This is a genomic window from Halomonas rhizosphaerae (assembly GCF_030012485.1).
Lineage (GTDB): Bacteria > Pseudomonadota > Gammaproteobacteria > Pseudomonadales > Halomonadaceae > Halomonas > Halomonas rhizosphaerae.
In genome coordinates, this window is sequence record NZ_JASCQQ010000029.1 from 1 (window position 1) to 13,808 (window position 13,808).

General features: G+C 69.9%; 14 protein-coding genes. 1 reads left to right on the top strand and 13 read right to left on the bottom strand.

Annotation, left to right across the window (positions count from 1 at the left end; genetic code table 11):
* Window positions 1-1,659, top strand: a 1,659-nt coding sequence (locus QLQ86_RS14265; RefSeq protein ID WP_282817416.1) for an electron transfer flavoprotein-ubiquinone oxidoreductase, incomplete at its 5' end; no start/stop codon positions are given.
* Between the two features lie 103 nt (window positions 1,660-1,762).
* On the opposite strand, the gene QLQ86_RS14270 is transcribed toward QLQ86_RS14265, so the two are convergent.
* The 13 genes from QLQ86_RS14270 to fabD all read right to left on the bottom strand — a co-directional run bounded on the left by QLQ86_RS14270 (window position 1,763) and on the right by fabD (window position 13,768).
* Complete coding sequence (locus tag QLQ86_RS14270) at window positions 1,763-2,593, bottom strand: sulfurtransferase (RefSeq protein WP_282817417.1); 831 nt, start codon at window positions 2,591-2,593, stop codon at window positions 1,763-1,765.
* Entirely contained in the window at window positions 2,578-4,803 is a 2,226-nt protein-coding gene (locus tag QLQ86_RS14275; RefSeq protein ID WP_282817418.1) for an ATP-dependent helicase, read from the bottom strand. Before QLQ86_RS14275 ends, QLQ86_RS14270 begins: the two co-directional genes overlap by 16 nt.
* Window positions 4,794-5,372: a DUF1285 domain-containing protein gene (locus QLQ86_RS14280; RefSeq protein ID WP_282817419.1), complete on the bottom strand. Its 579-nt coding sequence runs from the start codon at window positions 5,370-5,372 to the stop codon at window positions 4,794-4,796. Before QLQ86_RS14280 ends, QLQ86_RS14275 begins: the two co-directional genes overlap by 10 nt.
* A gap of 46 nt (window positions 5,373-5,418) precedes the next feature.
* Window positions 5,419-6,264, bottom strand: a complete 846-nt coding sequence (locus tag QLQ86_RS14285) for a TatD family hydrolase (protein WP_282817420.1) — start codon at window positions 6,262-6,264, stop codon at window positions 5,419-5,421.
* 48 nt (window positions 6,265-6,312) lie between these two features.
* Window positions 6,313-6,648: a PilZ domain-containing protein gene (locus tag QLQ86_RS14290; protein WP_106229220.1), complete on the bottom strand. Its 336-nt coding sequence runs from the start codon at window positions 6,646-6,648 to the stop codon at window positions 6,313-6,315.
* 29 nt (window positions 6,649-6,677) lie between these two features.
* Complete coding sequence (locus QLQ86_RS14295; RefSeq protein WP_282736182.1) at window positions 6,678-7,673, bottom strand: DNA polymerase III subunit delta'; 996 nt, start codon at window positions 7,671-7,673, stop codon at window positions 6,678-6,680.
* Window positions 7,670-8,338, bottom strand: a complete 669-nt coding sequence (gene tmk, locus QLQ86_RS14300; RefSeq protein ID WP_282736181.1) for a dTMP kinase — start codon at window positions 8,336-8,338, stop codon at window positions 7,670-7,672. The genes QLQ86_RS14295 and tmk overlap by 4 nt, the downstream gene beginning before the upstream one ends.
* A gap of 19 nt (window positions 8,339-8,357) precedes the next feature.
* On the bottom strand, window positions 8,358-9,362 hold the full coding sequence (mltG, locus tag QLQ86_RS14305; protein ID WP_282736180.1) for an endolytic transglycosylase MltG: 1,005 nt from the start codon (window positions 9,360-9,362) through the stop codon (window positions 8,358-8,360).
* Between the two features lie 15 nt (window positions 9,363-9,377).
* Entirely contained in the window at window positions 9,378-10,199 is an 822-nt protein-coding gene (gene pabC, locus QLQ86_RS14310; RefSeq protein WP_282817421.1) for an aminodeoxychorismate lyase, read from the bottom strand.
* A gap of 17 nt (window positions 10,200-10,216) precedes the next feature.
* On the bottom strand, window positions 10,217-11,455 hold the full coding sequence (gene fabF, locus QLQ86_RS14315; RefSeq protein ID WP_282736178.1) for a beta-ketoacyl-ACP synthase II: 1,239 nt from the start codon (window positions 11,453-11,455) through the stop codon (window positions 10,217-10,219).
* Between the two features lie 200 nt (window positions 11,456-11,655).
* On the bottom strand, window positions 11,656-11,889 hold the full coding sequence (gene acpP / locus QLQ86_RS14320; protein WP_008956801.1) for an acyl carrier protein: 234 nt from the start codon (window positions 11,887-11,889) through the stop codon (window positions 11,656-11,658).
* A 132-nt stretch (window positions 11,890-12,021) separates the two neighbouring features.
* Window positions 12,022-12,765 (bottom strand): 3-oxoacyl-ACP reductase FabG, encoded by a 744-nt coding sequence (gene fabG, locus QLQ86_RS14325; RefSeq protein WP_282817422.1) that lies wholly within the window; start codon window positions 12,763-12,765, stop codon window positions 12,022-12,024.
* A 31-nt stretch (window positions 12,766-12,796) separates the two neighbouring features.
* On the bottom strand, window positions 12,797-13,768 hold the full coding sequence (fabD, locus tag QLQ86_RS14330) for an ACP S-malonyltransferase (RefSeq protein ID WP_282817423.1): 972 nt from the start codon (window positions 13,766-13,768) through the stop codon (window positions 12,797-12,799).
* Window positions 13,769-13,808 lie beyond the last annotated feature (40 nt).

The window sequence follows — 13,808 nt, forward strand, 5'->3', positions numbered from 1 at the left end:
GTCGAACGCGATTCCATGGACTTCGATGTGGTCATCGTCGGCGCCGGACCCTCGGGCCTCTCGGCGGCGGCTCGCCTGATGCAGCAGGCCAACGAGGCGGAGCAGGAGCTGACGGTGTGCGTGGTGGAGAAGGGCTCCGAGGTGGGCGCCCATATCCTTTCCGGGGCGGTCTTCGAACCCCGCGCCCTGGCCGAGCTCTTCCCCGACTGGGAGGAGCGGGGCGCCCCGCTGACCACGCCGGCCACCCGCGACGAGGTCTACCTGCTCAAGGACGCCGAAAAGGGCCAGAAGCTGCCCAATGCGCTGGTGCCGCCCTCCATGCACAACACCGGCGGGGACATGACACGCTACGTGATCAGTGCCGGCAACCTATGCCGCTGGCTGGCCGAGCAGGCCGAGGCGCTGGGCGTGGAGATCTTCCCCGGCTTCGCCGCCCAGGAGGTGATCCAGGACGAGGACGGTACCGTGCGCGGCATACTGATCGGCGACATGGGCGTGGGCGCCGACGGCCAGCCCAAGGATGGCCATATGCCGGGCATGGAGCTGCGCGCCAAGTACACCCTGTTCGCCGAGGGGGCGCGGGGCCATCTGGGCAAGCGGCTGATCGAGCGCTTCGGGCTCGATGAGGGCAAGGACCCGCAGCACTATGGCATCGGCTTGAAGGAGCTGTGGGACATTCCCGCCGAGCAGCATGAACCCGGGCTGGTGCTGCACGGCTCCGGCTGGCCGCTGGACAAGCACACCCACGGCGGCTGGTTCCTCTACCACGCCGAGAACCAGCAGGTGGTGGTCGGCCTGATCATGGACCTCTCCTACCAGAACCCCTGGCTGTCGCCCTTCGACGAGTTCCAGCGCATGAAGCACCATCCGGTGCTGGCGACACATCTCGAGGGCGGCAAGCGCGTCGCCTATGGGGCTCGCGCCATCGCCAAGGGCGGGTTGAATTGCCTGCCGAAGATGACCTTCCCCGGGGGGCTGCTGATCGGCTGCGACGCCGGCACGCTCAACTTCGCCAAGATCAAGGGCCTGCACACCGCCATGAAGTCCGGCCTGGTGGCCGCGGAGAGCGTCTTCGAGGCCCTCGCGGAGGGCGACGAGGGCGGCCAGGAGCTGACGCGCTTCACCGAGAAGTGGGAGACCAGCTGGGCCTACGCCGAACTCAAGGAGAGTGCCAGCTTCGGCCCGGCGATCCACAAGTACGGCACCTTCCTGGGCGGCGCCTACAACTTCGCCGACCAGCTGCTCGGCGGCAAGCTGCCCAGCCTCCACGACACCACGCCGGACCATGCGACGCTCAAGCCCGCCAGTGAGTGCGAGAAGATCGACTACCCGAAACCGGACGGCAAGCTCTCCTTCGACAAGCCCTCCTCGGTGTTCCTGTCGAACACCAACCACGAGGAAGACCAGCCCTGCCACCTGAAGCTGGCCGACCCCGAGCTGCCGATCCGCGACAACCTGCCCGAATATGCCGAACCGGCCCAGCGCTACTGCCCGGTGGGGGTCTACGAGGTGGTCGAGGACGACGACGGCAAGCCACGCTTCCAGATCAACTTCCAGAACTGCGTGCACTGCAAGACCTGCGACATCAAGGACCCGGCCCAGAACATCACCTGGGTGGCACCGGAAGGCGGCGGCGGGCCCAACTACCCCAATATGTAAACTCCAAGTCAGCAGAAACAGAACCGCCCCCATGCATACGCCTGGGGGCGGTTTTCCTTCCAGCTTCAAGCTTATGGCTTACAGCTCCGGGCGTAGCCAGGGTTCAGTCGCCGGTGGCGATGGGCCGCGAGGGATCGCGAATCCACTCGCTCCATGAGCCGGGATAGAGCCTGGGCAGGGGCCGGCCGGCCACCGCATAGGCGAGGATGGTGTGGCAGGCGGTGACGCCGGAGCCGCAGTAGGCAATCGGCGACTCGCCCTCGGGCAGCTCGCTGGCCAGCGCCGCGGCGGACTTGAAGTGGCCGTCACCGGTCAGGTTGTCGGCACTGGGCCGGCACACGGCCCCCGGGATGTGGCCCGCCACCGGATCGATGGGTTCTGCCTCACCGCGAAAGCGCTCCCTGGCGCGGGCGTCGATGGGGGTCGCGGGCCCTGTCAGCAGCTTCTCGGCCGTGACGTGGCGCTCATCATGAAAGGCCGGCTGCCAGAAGGAGCCTGCGGGCATGGCCTCGGGGTCGCCATCCTCGAGCAGCTCGCCCCCCGCCGCCAGCCAGGCCCTGAGGCCACCGTCGAGGAGCCGCACGTCGGGATGGCCCGCCCAGCAGGCGAGCATCCACCAGGCCCGTGCCGCCGCGAGCTGGCCGCCCATGTCGTCATAGACCACCACCGGCTGTTCCGGCCTGATCCCCAGGCGCTGGACCACCGCGGTGAAGGCCGCTGGCGTGGGCAGCGGGTGCCGGCCGCCCTCCCCCGGCGGGCCGGCCAGGTCACGGTCCAGGTCGAGGTGGTGGCTGCCCGGCAGGTGGGCCTCCCACCACAGCCGGCGGCCCGCATCGGGCTCGCCCAGGCGAGCACGACAGTCCAGCACCCGGGGCGGGTTGGCGCCCTCGAGGGCGTCGGCCAGCGCGGCGGCCGTGATCAGGGGGGTGGACATGCGTTGACTCCCTCCAGCAGTTCGATGGGCGCCCGGCGGGCGATCAGGCGGCGCCGGCCGGCGTTGTGGAAGCGTACCTCGATCACCGGGTTGTCCGGGTCACCCTCCACCACGCTGATCCGGCCCTCGCCGAACACCGCATGGCGCAGGGCCTGTCCGACATGGAAACAGGCTGACGGCGCCTCCGCCTTCGCGGCCGGACGCGCCGCCACCAGCGGCAGCGAGTGGCCCAGCGAGGCCAGGTAGCGCCCCACCAGGTCGGGATCGGACACCGGCAGCGGGCCCTGGGCCTCCCCCGCCTGGGTGCCGTCGAGCCGGCGGGCGACGCGCTGGCCATCCTCCCAGGCGGACTCGGCGATGAAGCGGCTGGGGCGGTGGTCACCGCCGTCATGGAGCAGCACCAGGCGTTCCCGCGCCCGGGTGATGGCCACGTAGAAGAGCCGCCGCTCCTCCTCCAGGCGCCCCGGCGTCAGGGGGTTGTCGCGGGTGTAGTGGGGAAAGTCCTCCTCGTTGACCCCCGCCACCAGCACCAGCGGCCACTCCAGGCCCTTGGCGCCATGCACCGTGCTGATCAGCACCCCGTCGTCGCGGTTCTCCACCGGCCGGGAGAGTAGCTCGATGAAGGCCTCGGTGTCGTTGCCCAGTTCGCCGGCCTGCTCGACCAGCACGTCGAGCAGGCGCACGTCCTCCTCGCCCTTGTCGCGTCGGGCGGCGGCGCGCTTGAGCACCTTCTCGGCCTCGACCTCGGACACCACGTGCTCGAGCAGACGCGCCGGCGGCCAGGCCGATCGACGGGGCAGATCGCAGAGCAATGCCCAACGCTTCTTGAGGGTGCGTCGCTGGTGGGGCCTGAGCCCATCGAGCAGCGGATCGTGACGCTCCGGCCAGCGCTGGGTCTCGGCCAAGCGGCTCGCCAGGGCAAGGATCCGCTCCCGGGCCACGAAGGGGGTGGGCTGGGCCAGCAGCATCGCCAGGTGCCCCGGATCCTGGAGCCGGCGGGGCTCGATGGCAAGACGCAGATAGCCGGCGAGGGCCTCGACCAGCGGCAGGCGGAAGACGAAGCGATCCTCCCGGGCCAGGCGAAAGGGGATGCCCTCGCGAAGCAGCGCCAGCTGCAGCGGCACCGACAGCGCCCAGCTGCGCACCAGCAGGCAGGCCTCGTCCAGCCCGCGGCCCTCGCGACGCCAGCCCTCGAGCTCGGCCAGCAGCCCCTGGCTGCCCTGCCCCACGGCCAGGCCGGTGGCGGGATTGCCCGGCGCGGCCAGGCAGAGCTGGTCGGGACGCCGCCGGTTGGCGGCGATGGCGTGATTGGCAGCGAGGGCCAGCGCATGGCCATGGCGGAAGGTGGTCGAGAGCGGGTAGTCGCGGGCCGCCCCGAAGGTGGCGGTGAAGTTCTCCAGCATGGTGTCGGGGTGGGCGCCCCGCCACTCGTAGATGCACTGGTTGGCATCGCCTACCGCCATGACCTCGGCATCACGGCCGGCGAGCAGCGCCAGCAGCCGCTGCTGGGCAGTGTTGATGTCCTGGTACTCGTCGATGACCACGTGGTCGAGAAAGCCCTGGACACGGCCGCGCAGACCGGCATCCGCCTCCAGCGCCAGCAGCGGACGGTAGAGCAGGTCGGCGAAGGTCATCAGCCCCTGGTCGGCCAGCAGCCGCTCGGCATGCTCGAAGGCGCCCACGAAGTGGCCGGTCTCCTCGCCGAAGTCGAGCTGGCGGTGGAGCTCGGCAGGCGAGGCCATCTCGGCCTTCACCAGCCCGCAGAAGTAGGCCAGCGCCTCGAGACGTTCGGCCTCCAGGGCCGTTTCGCGGGCCTCGGGCGCCTCGCCCAGCGCGGCCAGGGTGGCCTGGCGCAGGAGCCGCTCGAGCTGCCAGTCGGCAGTGAGCAGCTGACGTGGCGCGAGCGCCCCCCAGCGTGTCAGGCTCGCGGTCAGCCGGTGGCCGAGAGAGTGGAAGGTGCGCACGTCGGGCAGCGGCCGGCCGTCCGGCGCCATCGCGGCCAGGCGGGCCTGGAAGTCTTCCCGGGCCGAGCGGTTGAACATCAGCACCAGGATCCGCGCCGGGGAGACACCCTGCGCGAGCAGGTGCAGTACCCGGGCGACCATGGTCGTGGTCTTGCCGGCACCGGCCACCGCCGCGACCCGGGCGTGCCCCCGCTCATGGGCGACCACGGCGCGCTGCTCGGGGGTCAGCTGGCGGATCAGCGACATGGTGTCTCGCCATCACTCGACGCGCCGGTATCCAGCCGCCCCAGGGGCTGCCAGCTGCCCTGGCTGGTCAGGCCCAACTCGAGGATGCCCCCGCCGAGCTCCCGTGTCTCGGCCTGCTCCACCAGACGGTAGTAGACGTTGCGACCCAGCCGCGCGGCGAGCCCGAAGCGCACCGCGACCTCCGGCACCGTCTCACCGGCCGGCGTCTCGCTGAGCACCAGGCGGTGGGACTCGCCGAGTGCCAGGCGGTCGCCGACGTTGGTGGTCAGCCACCAGCGGCCGTCCCCGTCTCGCTCGGCATCCACCACCAGGAAGGGGCGGTCCTCGACCCGGATACGCTGCCGCTCGGCCGGCGTCACCAGCACATAGTCGCCATCGGGTTCGCGGCGCAGGATGGTCGAGAGCAGGCGCACCAGCCGCGGTCGGGCAATGGGCGTGCCCTCATGGATCCAGCGCCCATCTGCGGCGATGGTCAGGTCCATCTCGCCGAGGTGTTCGGGATGCCAGCGATCCACGGGCGGAATCTCGCCTTCGGGGTCGATCTGGGCCAGTAGCGGATCGAGTTGCATGATGCGCCCTCCCCCGGGCCACGGACGACAGGGTGATGACGATAGCCTAGACCAGCCCGGCGGAGCGCAGCGCCTCGCGCACGTCTGCCGGCGCCTCGGGCGCCGCGGCGCGGAACAGCCGGTAGAAGTTGGCGGTGGTCTGGGCGGCGACCTCCGCGACGCTGATGCCCCGCTCGCCGGCGATGCACTCGGCGACCTCGACCACCCAGGCCGGCTCGTTGGGCTTGCCACGATGCGGTACCGGGGCCAGGTAGGGGCTGTCGGTCTCGATCAGCAGCCGGTCCAGCGGCAGCCGTCGTGCCAGCTCGCGAAGCGATTCGGCGTTGCGGAAAGTGACGATGCCGGACAGCGAGATGTAGAAGCCATGTCGCACCGCCTCTCGGGCCATATCCAGGTCCTCGGTGAAGCAGTGCAACACGCCGCCGACCGCCGGGTCGGTATGTTCGCGGATCAGGGCCAGGGTATCGTCGCGGGCGTCCCGGGTATGGATGATTACCGGTAGCTCCAGCTCGGTGGCAGCCATCAGCTGGCGGCGGAACCGCTCTCGCTGCACCTCCCGGGAGGGCACCCTCTCGGGCGACTTGTCGAGGTAGTGGTAGTCCAGGCCACACTCGCCGATGGCCACGGCGCCGAAGCGTTCGGCCGCCTCCATGATGGCAACGACGCTCGGCTCCTCGGCGACGCTGTGTAACGGATGAATGCCGGCGGAGATCACCAGGTCATCATGGGTCCGGGCGAGCTCGGCCAGGGCCGGCAGGTCGTCGAGAGTCACGGCGATGGCCAGGAACTGGCGCACGTCCCGGGCGCGGGCGGCATCGAGGGCGGCGGCAAGATCGCCGCCGTGGGTCCCGGGGTCGAGACGGTCGAGATGGCAGTGGGAGTCGACAAACATTCGGAAAACAACCGATGTGAATGGATGGGCAGTAGAGACTCGGCGCGCTCAGAGCGTATAGGTCGGGGCACCCTTGTCGAGATGGCCGGCCAGCAGGGTCTCGATGCGATCCCGCACGGCCTGGTCCTCGGCACTGAAGTGGATGCCGATGCCCGGGACGCGGCGCCCGGCCACCCCCTCGGGCGAGACCCAGACCACCTGGCCGGTGACCGGGACCCGTTCGGCATCCCCGGGGAGCATGAGCAGCAGGAAGACCTCCTGGCCCAGCTCGTAGCGCTCGCGGGTGGGCACGAAGATGCCGCCGCGCTCCAGCACCGGCATGTAGGCCGAGAGCAGGGTCGGGACGTCCTGGATCGTCAGGGAGAGCGCTTTCTGTGCGGCCATGGAGCCTCCTCAGTCAAGGGCACAACAGGTCAAGAGCGCAGCAGCGTGGACCAGCGGACCAGCCAGGCCTCGAGGGCCAATTGGGGATTGGGGTTGCCCCCCTCGGCCAGCAGGCGACGCTGCTCGCGGGCATAGTCCAGCAGGCGGAACCAGTCACGTACCCGAGCATTCTTGACCGCCTGGCGATAGAGTACCAGCAGGTCGGGGTTGCGCAGCTCGCTGGTGTCGCCCGAGAGCCCCAGGCGAATCAGGTCCTCGAGCCAGGCAATACCGTACCACAGGATGGCGTCGATGGACTGGCGCTCCAGGCGGGCCGCCTCGGCCACCGGCTCGGCGCCCCTGACCAGCGCCTCGAAGGTCTCCAGGAGCTGCTGGCGCAGCGCCCGGGACTCCGGCTCGGCGAGCTCCAGCGCCCGCAACGGCAGCCCCCCCGCGGCCCGGAACCAGAAGCGGGCCTCCTCCTCGCCGCCCAGACGCTCGGCCAGCCAGTCCCGGCAGTCGGCCTCGGCCGGTACCGCCAGGCTCCAGTGCTGGCAGCGCGAGCGGATGGTGGGCAACAGCCGCGAGGGGATGTCGGCGAGCAGCACGAACAGCGTCCGTCCGCCGGGCTCCTCCAGGCTCTTGAGCAGCGCATTGGACGCCGCCACGTTCATGGCCTCGGCCGGCGCGATCACGATCACGCGATAGCCGCCCTGCTGGGCGGTCTGGGCGACGAAGGCATTGACCTCGCGCACCGGGCCGATGCGGATCTGCCGCTTGCCCTCCTCGGGGGCCACGCGCAGAAGATCCGGATGGTAACCCGAGGCCAGCATGTGACAGGCATGGCAGCGACCGCAGGCGTGCTCGCCCGGCGAGGCACAGAGGGTGCGTGCCACCAGCGCCTCGGCCAGGGAGTGCTTGCCGAGGCCATGGGCACCGGAGATCAGCAGCGCATGGGGCAGTCGCCCGGCATCGGCCAGGCGCACCAGCTCCTGCCAGCGCGCCTGCAGCCAGGGCAAGGGACGGGGGACCTCGACCTCGCTCATGACCAGGCCTCCAGCCGCTCGTCCAGCCGCGCCAGCAGTTCGGCCTGGACCGCCGCCAGGCCGGCCCCGGCATCGATCACCACCATGCGCTCCGGCGCTGCCTCGGCACGGGCGAGGTAGGCCTGGCGCACCGCCTCGAAGAAGGTGCCGCGCTCCCGCTCGAAGCGGTCGCGCTCGCCGCCCTGCCCCTTCAGGCGACCTTCGAGGCGCCGTTGGGCCGCGGCCATGGGCATGTCCAGCAGCAGCGTCAGGTCGGGCGTGAGGCCCTGCTGGACGAAGGCCTCGAGCTCGGCGATGCGCGCCGCCTCGATGCCGCGCCCGCCTCCCTGGTAGGCATAGGTGGCATCGGTGAAGCGGTCGCAGACCACCCAGGCGCCCCGCGCGAGCGCCGGGCGGATCACCCGCGCCAGGTGCTGGGCCCGGGCGGCGAAGACCAGCAGCAGTTCGGCATCCTGATCGAGGGGCTCCTCGCCGTCAGGATCGAGCAGCAGGCGGCGCATCGCCTCGGCGCGCGGCGTGCCGCCGGGCTCGCGTGTGGCGACCACCTCGTGGCCACACGCCCGCAGATGGTCGACCACGAGGGCCAGGTTGGTGGACTTGCCTACCCCCTCTCCACCTTCCAGGGTGATAAAGCGTCCTCGCGGTGTCGTCCGCTCGTCGGGCATGCGCTCTCCGGCTCGATAGTCAGCGATTGCGGATATACCGGTTCACGGCATTGTTGTGCTCGCGCAGGGTACGCGAGAAGTGGTGCGTGCCGTCGCCCTTGGCGACGAAGTAGAGCGTCTCGCCCTCCTCGGGCTGCACCGCGGCTTCCAGCGCGGCCCGTCCGGGCAGGGCGATCGGCGTGGGCGGCAGGCCCTCGATCACGTAGGTGTTGTAGGGCGTGGCCTCGCGCAGATCGGCGCGGGTGATGTTGCCCTCATAGCGCTCTCCCATGCCGTAGATCACGGTGGGATCGGTCTGCAGTCGCATGCCCTGCTCGAGACGGCGCGTGAAGACGCCGGCGATCTCCGGGCGCTCCTCGGGAGCCCCGGTCTCGCGCTCGATCAGCGAGGCCATGATCAGCGCCTCGTAGGGGCTCTCCAGGGGCAGGTCGTCGTCGCGCCCGGCCCAGAGCTCATCGAGGGTGGCCTCCATGCGCTCCAGGGCCTGGCGCAGGATCTCCAGGTCGCTGAGTCCCTTGTGATAGCGGTAGGTATCCGGGAAGAACCAGCCCTCGGGGTGGCGCCCCTCGCGGTCGAGCCGAGCCATCACCTCCTCGTCGGAGAGGCCCTCGGTGCGGTGCGCCAGCTTCGGCGCGGCATCGAGCAGCTCGCGCATCTGGCGGAAGGTCCAGCCTTCGGGAATGGTCAGCGGGTAGCTGACCACCTCGTCGCTGCCCAGCAGGGAAAGCAGCTCGCGTCCGCTCATGCCGGGCACCAGGCGATACTCCCCGGGGCGCAGGCGTGGCAGGGCCTCGGGCTCGAGGCGGGCGAGCAGCCGGAAGGCCCACGCATCGACGAGGATCCCCCGCTCGGCCAGTTCGCTCACCACCCGGTGGTAGCCGGCGCCGTCGGGCACCTCGTAGAGGGCTGGCTCCTCGAGAGCGATGGGCGCCTCCAGTCGTGACTGCCAATAGCGATGCCCGGCGAATGCCACCAGGGCCGCCAGGATGGCCAGAACCAGCAGAATCTTCAGTACACGCCCCATCTGGGTCGTCCTCGTTCAGTCGTCAAGCCGCGTCGGATGACCGAGCGGCGCATGGGCCACCGCCTGCAGGCGGCGGTGCACCGCGCCGATGGTCCAGCGCTGGCGGGCCTCTCCCTCGGGCCCATCCAGCCGGGTCACCGGCCAGAGCCCCTGCACCGAGTTGCCGAGCCAGACCGCCTCGGCACTGGCCAGGACCCCGGGGGCGGCATCCACTTCCGCGATGGGCAGGCGCTCGAGCAGCACAGCCCGCAGCGTCCCGGCCACGCCACAGCGATCCAGGCGCGGCGTCTCGAGCCGCCCCCCCCGCTGCCAGAAGAGGTTCATGCAGGTGGCCTCCACCAGCCGGTCCTCGCTGTCGCAGAGCAGCCCCTCGGCGGTGTCGGCGCCCGACCACTCGGACCGCGCGAGCACGTTCTCCAGGCGGTTGAGGTGCTTGAGCCCGGCGAGCGCCGGCTGGAGTCCCAGCCGCAGGCGACAGAGGCGGACCCGCACGCCCGCCTTCCAGCGAGCGGCATCGGGGACGAAGGGCGACAGCTGCCAGCGCAGCCGGGGATCGGGCGCCGCCGGAGGGGCATAGCCGCGCCCTCCACTGCCCCGGGTCAGGATCAGCTTGAGGACCGCAAGCCCCTCCCCGGCCTGGGCCAACGGGCGCTCCAGGTCGTGCTGGGTGGGCATCGGCATCCCCAGCACTCGACAGCCACGCGCCAGGCGCGCCAGGTGATACGCCCACAACTGCGGGGCACCGTCACGCAGCAGCACGGTCTCGAAGAGGCCATCCCCATAGGCGACGCCGCGATCATGCAGCGGCCAGCCTTCCGGCGAGGCACCCGGTCCCACCTGAGGTTCCTCGGGCCTCACACCCTGGCGAAGACCAGGGTGCCGTTGGTGCCGCCGAAGCCGAAGGAGTTCGAGAGGCTGACGTCGATCTTCATCTCGCGGGCGGTATGGGGCACGTAGTCGAGGTTGCAGCCTTCCTGGGGGTTGTCCAGGTTGATGGTCGGCGGTGCCACCTGGTCACGGATGGCCAGCACGCTGAACACCGCCTCGACGGCACCGGCGGCACCCAGCAGGTGGCCGATCATCGACTTGGTGGAACTGACGGCCACCGACCTCGCGGCCTCGCCCATCACCTGCTCGACGGCCCGGCTCTCGGCCAGATCACCGTGCGCGGTCGAGGTGCCGTGGGCGTTGATGTAGTCGACGGCCGAAGGGTCGATGCCGGCATCGCGGATGGCATTGCGCATGGAGCGGGCGGCACCGTGGCCATCCTCCGGCGGCGCGGTCATGTGGTAGGCATCGTCGCTCATGCCGAAACCGGTGAGCTCGGCATAGATGGTGGCCCCGCGGGCCTTGGCCTGCTCGTACTCCTCGAGCACCACCACGCCGGCGCCATCGGAGAGCACGAAGCCGTCACGGTCCCGGTCCCAGGGCCGGCTCGCCGCGGCCGGGTCGTCGTTGCGGGTGGAGAGCGCCCGGGCCGCCGAGAAGCCCCCCAGGCCCAGCGGCGTGGTCGCCATCTCGGCGCCACCGCAGACCATCACGTCGGCATCGCCGTAGGCGATGGTACGGGCGCTGTAGCCGATATTGTGGGTCCCGGTGGTACAGGCCGTGGTGATGGCGATGTTGGGGCCCCGGAACCCGTGCTGTATTGCCAGGTTGCCGGAGATCATGTTGATGATCGACCCCGGCACGAAGAAGGGCGAGATCCGCCGCGCACCGCCCTTGAGCAGGGCATTGTGATTATGCTCGATCATCGGCAGGCCACCGATCCCCGAGCCGATGGCCACACCGATACGATCGGCATTGCCCTCGTGACACTCGATCCCGGCATCCTGGATCGCCTGGGCACCGGCGGCCATCCCGTACTGGATGAAGAGGTCCATCTTGCGGGCCTCCTTGGGGTTCAGGTACGGGCTGATGTCGAAGTCCTTCACCGACCCGCCGAAGCGCGTGTTGAAGGCGCTGACATCGAAGTGTTCGATGGGCGCGACACCGCTCTTGCCGGCCAGGATGCTGGCCCAGCTCTCCTCCACGGTATTCCCCACCGGCGTGACCAGACCGAGCCCGGTCACCACCACCCTTCTACGAGTCATCAGCTTTCCTCCAGACAACCTTTTGTGACACGACCCCGCGACGGGGACGTCATTGCGCGCATTATACCCGAGTCTCCCCGACCTGTGCGGGCTCGGCAAGTTCCCGTCGCACATAGCACGAGAGCCGTCCTGACATGGCAGGACGGCTCTCCACGGGGCATTGGCCCCGGACGCCTCAGCAAGCGGTATCGACCGCCACCTTACTGGTGGGCGTTGACGTAGTCGATGGCTTCCTGAACGGTCGTGATCTTCTCGGCTTCCTCGTCGGGAATCTCGGTGTCGAACTCCTCTTCGAGCGCCATCACCAGCTCGACGGTATCCAGGGAATCGGCGCCGAGGTCCTCGGTGAAGGAAGAGGAGTTCTGGATGTCTTCTTCCTTGACGTTCAGACGCTCGGCCACAACCTTCTTCACGCGCTCTTCGATGGTGCTCATTATGACGTACTCCAGTCGTTCACATTGGCCGTTCGGAAAACCAGCCGTTAAAGATCCAGATCCGCTAGCCGGAAGCTGCGGGGTAGTTTATAGACGCCCCCGGGTCGGCGCAACCGCCACCCCCCGGAGGTTTCAACGCATGTTCATGCCGCCGTTGACATGCAGGGTCTCGCCGGTGATATAGCCCGCCGTGTCGCCGGTCAGGAAGCCCACCGCCGCGGCGATCTCCTCGGGCTCGCCGAGCCGCGCCAGCGGAATCTGGCCGAGCAGCGCCTTGTGCTGCTCCTCCGGCAGGGATTCGGTCATGTCGGTGGCGATGAAGCCAGGTGCCACCGCATTGACGGTGATGGCCCGAGAGGCCACCTCGCGGGCCAGGGCCCGGGTGAACCCCTCCATGCCCGCCTTGGCGGCGGCATAGTTGGTCTGCCCGAGGTTGCCCATGGTGGCCACCACCGAACTGATCGAGACGATACGGCCGAAACGGGCACGGGTCATGCCGCGCAGGCAGGCCTTGCTGACGCGATAGACCGACTTGAGATTGGTGTCGATCACCGCGTCCCACTCGTCTTCCTTCATGCGCATCAGCAGGTTGTCGCGCGTGATGCCGGCATTGTTGACCAGGATGGTGGGGGCACCGAACTCCTCGGTGACCGCCTTGACCAGGGCATCGACGCTGGCCGGGTCGGTGACGTCCAGCTGGCGACCGCCCCCCTCGACCCCCGCTTCCGCGAGGTCGGCACCGATGCGCTCGGCACCGGCATCGGTGGTGGCCGTACCGATCACGATACGCCCCTGACGGCCCAGCTCGTGGGCGATGGCGCGGCCGATGCCGCGACTAGCCCCGGTGATCAGGGCGACTCTACGCTCGGTTGTCATGGTCTCTATCCGTCCACGTCCGGGAGATGAATCAGCCATTGGCCGACGGCGACTGGCCGACGGCGTCCCTGGCCAGCTCGAGGGCCGCAGAGAGGCTATCCGGGTCGTTGACCGCCAGCCCCTTGCTGCCTCGGGCGATTCGCTTGTTGAGTCCGGTGAGCACCTTGCCCGGCCCGCACTCGATGAACACCTCGGCACCGCGGGCGGTCATCGCCTCGATGCAGGAGGTCCAGCGCACCGGCTGGTAGAGCTGCTCGATCAACCGGGTGCGCAGGGTCGACACGTCGGCATGGGCCTGGGCATCGACGTTCTGGAACACCGTGTAGCGCGGCGAGCGCAGCTCGATCTCCTCCATGGCGGTCGCCAGGCGCTCGGCGGCCGGACGCATCAGCTCGCAATGCGACGGCACCGAGACCGGCAACGGCATCGCGCGCTTGGCGCCGGCCTCCTGACAGGCGGCGATGGCCCGCTCGACGGCGGCCTTGCTGCCGGCGATCACCACCTGCCCCGGGGCATTGTAGTTGACGGCAGCGACCACGTCGCCGTCGGCGGCCCGGACACAGGCCTGCTCCACCGCCTCGTCATCGAGGCCGAGAATCGCCGCCATGGCGCCCTCGCCGGCGGGCACGGCCTCCTGCATCGCCTCGCCGCGCAGCTTCACCAGGCGCACGCCCTGGGCGAAGGGCAGCGCCCCGGCACAGACCAGGGCGCTGTACTCGCCCAGGCTGTGGCCGGCCATGGCCCCGGGGCGCGGCCCCTCGAGCTCCTGCCAGACGCGCCAGACCGCCACGCTGGCGGTGAGCAGCGCCGGCTGAGTGCAGGCGGTGGCATTGAGCGCCTCGGCCGGCCCCTCCTGCACCACCTGCCAGAGGTCGTAGCCCAGGGCATCGGCCGCTTCCTCGAAGGTCGTGCGCACCACGCTGTAACGCTCTGCCAGCTCGCGCAGCATACCGATCTGCTGGGAGCCCTGCCCGGGAAAGATGAGGGCAAGGGGTTGCGTCATGTCGATCACCTTTGCGCTTGTTGACTGTCGTCGATGCCGG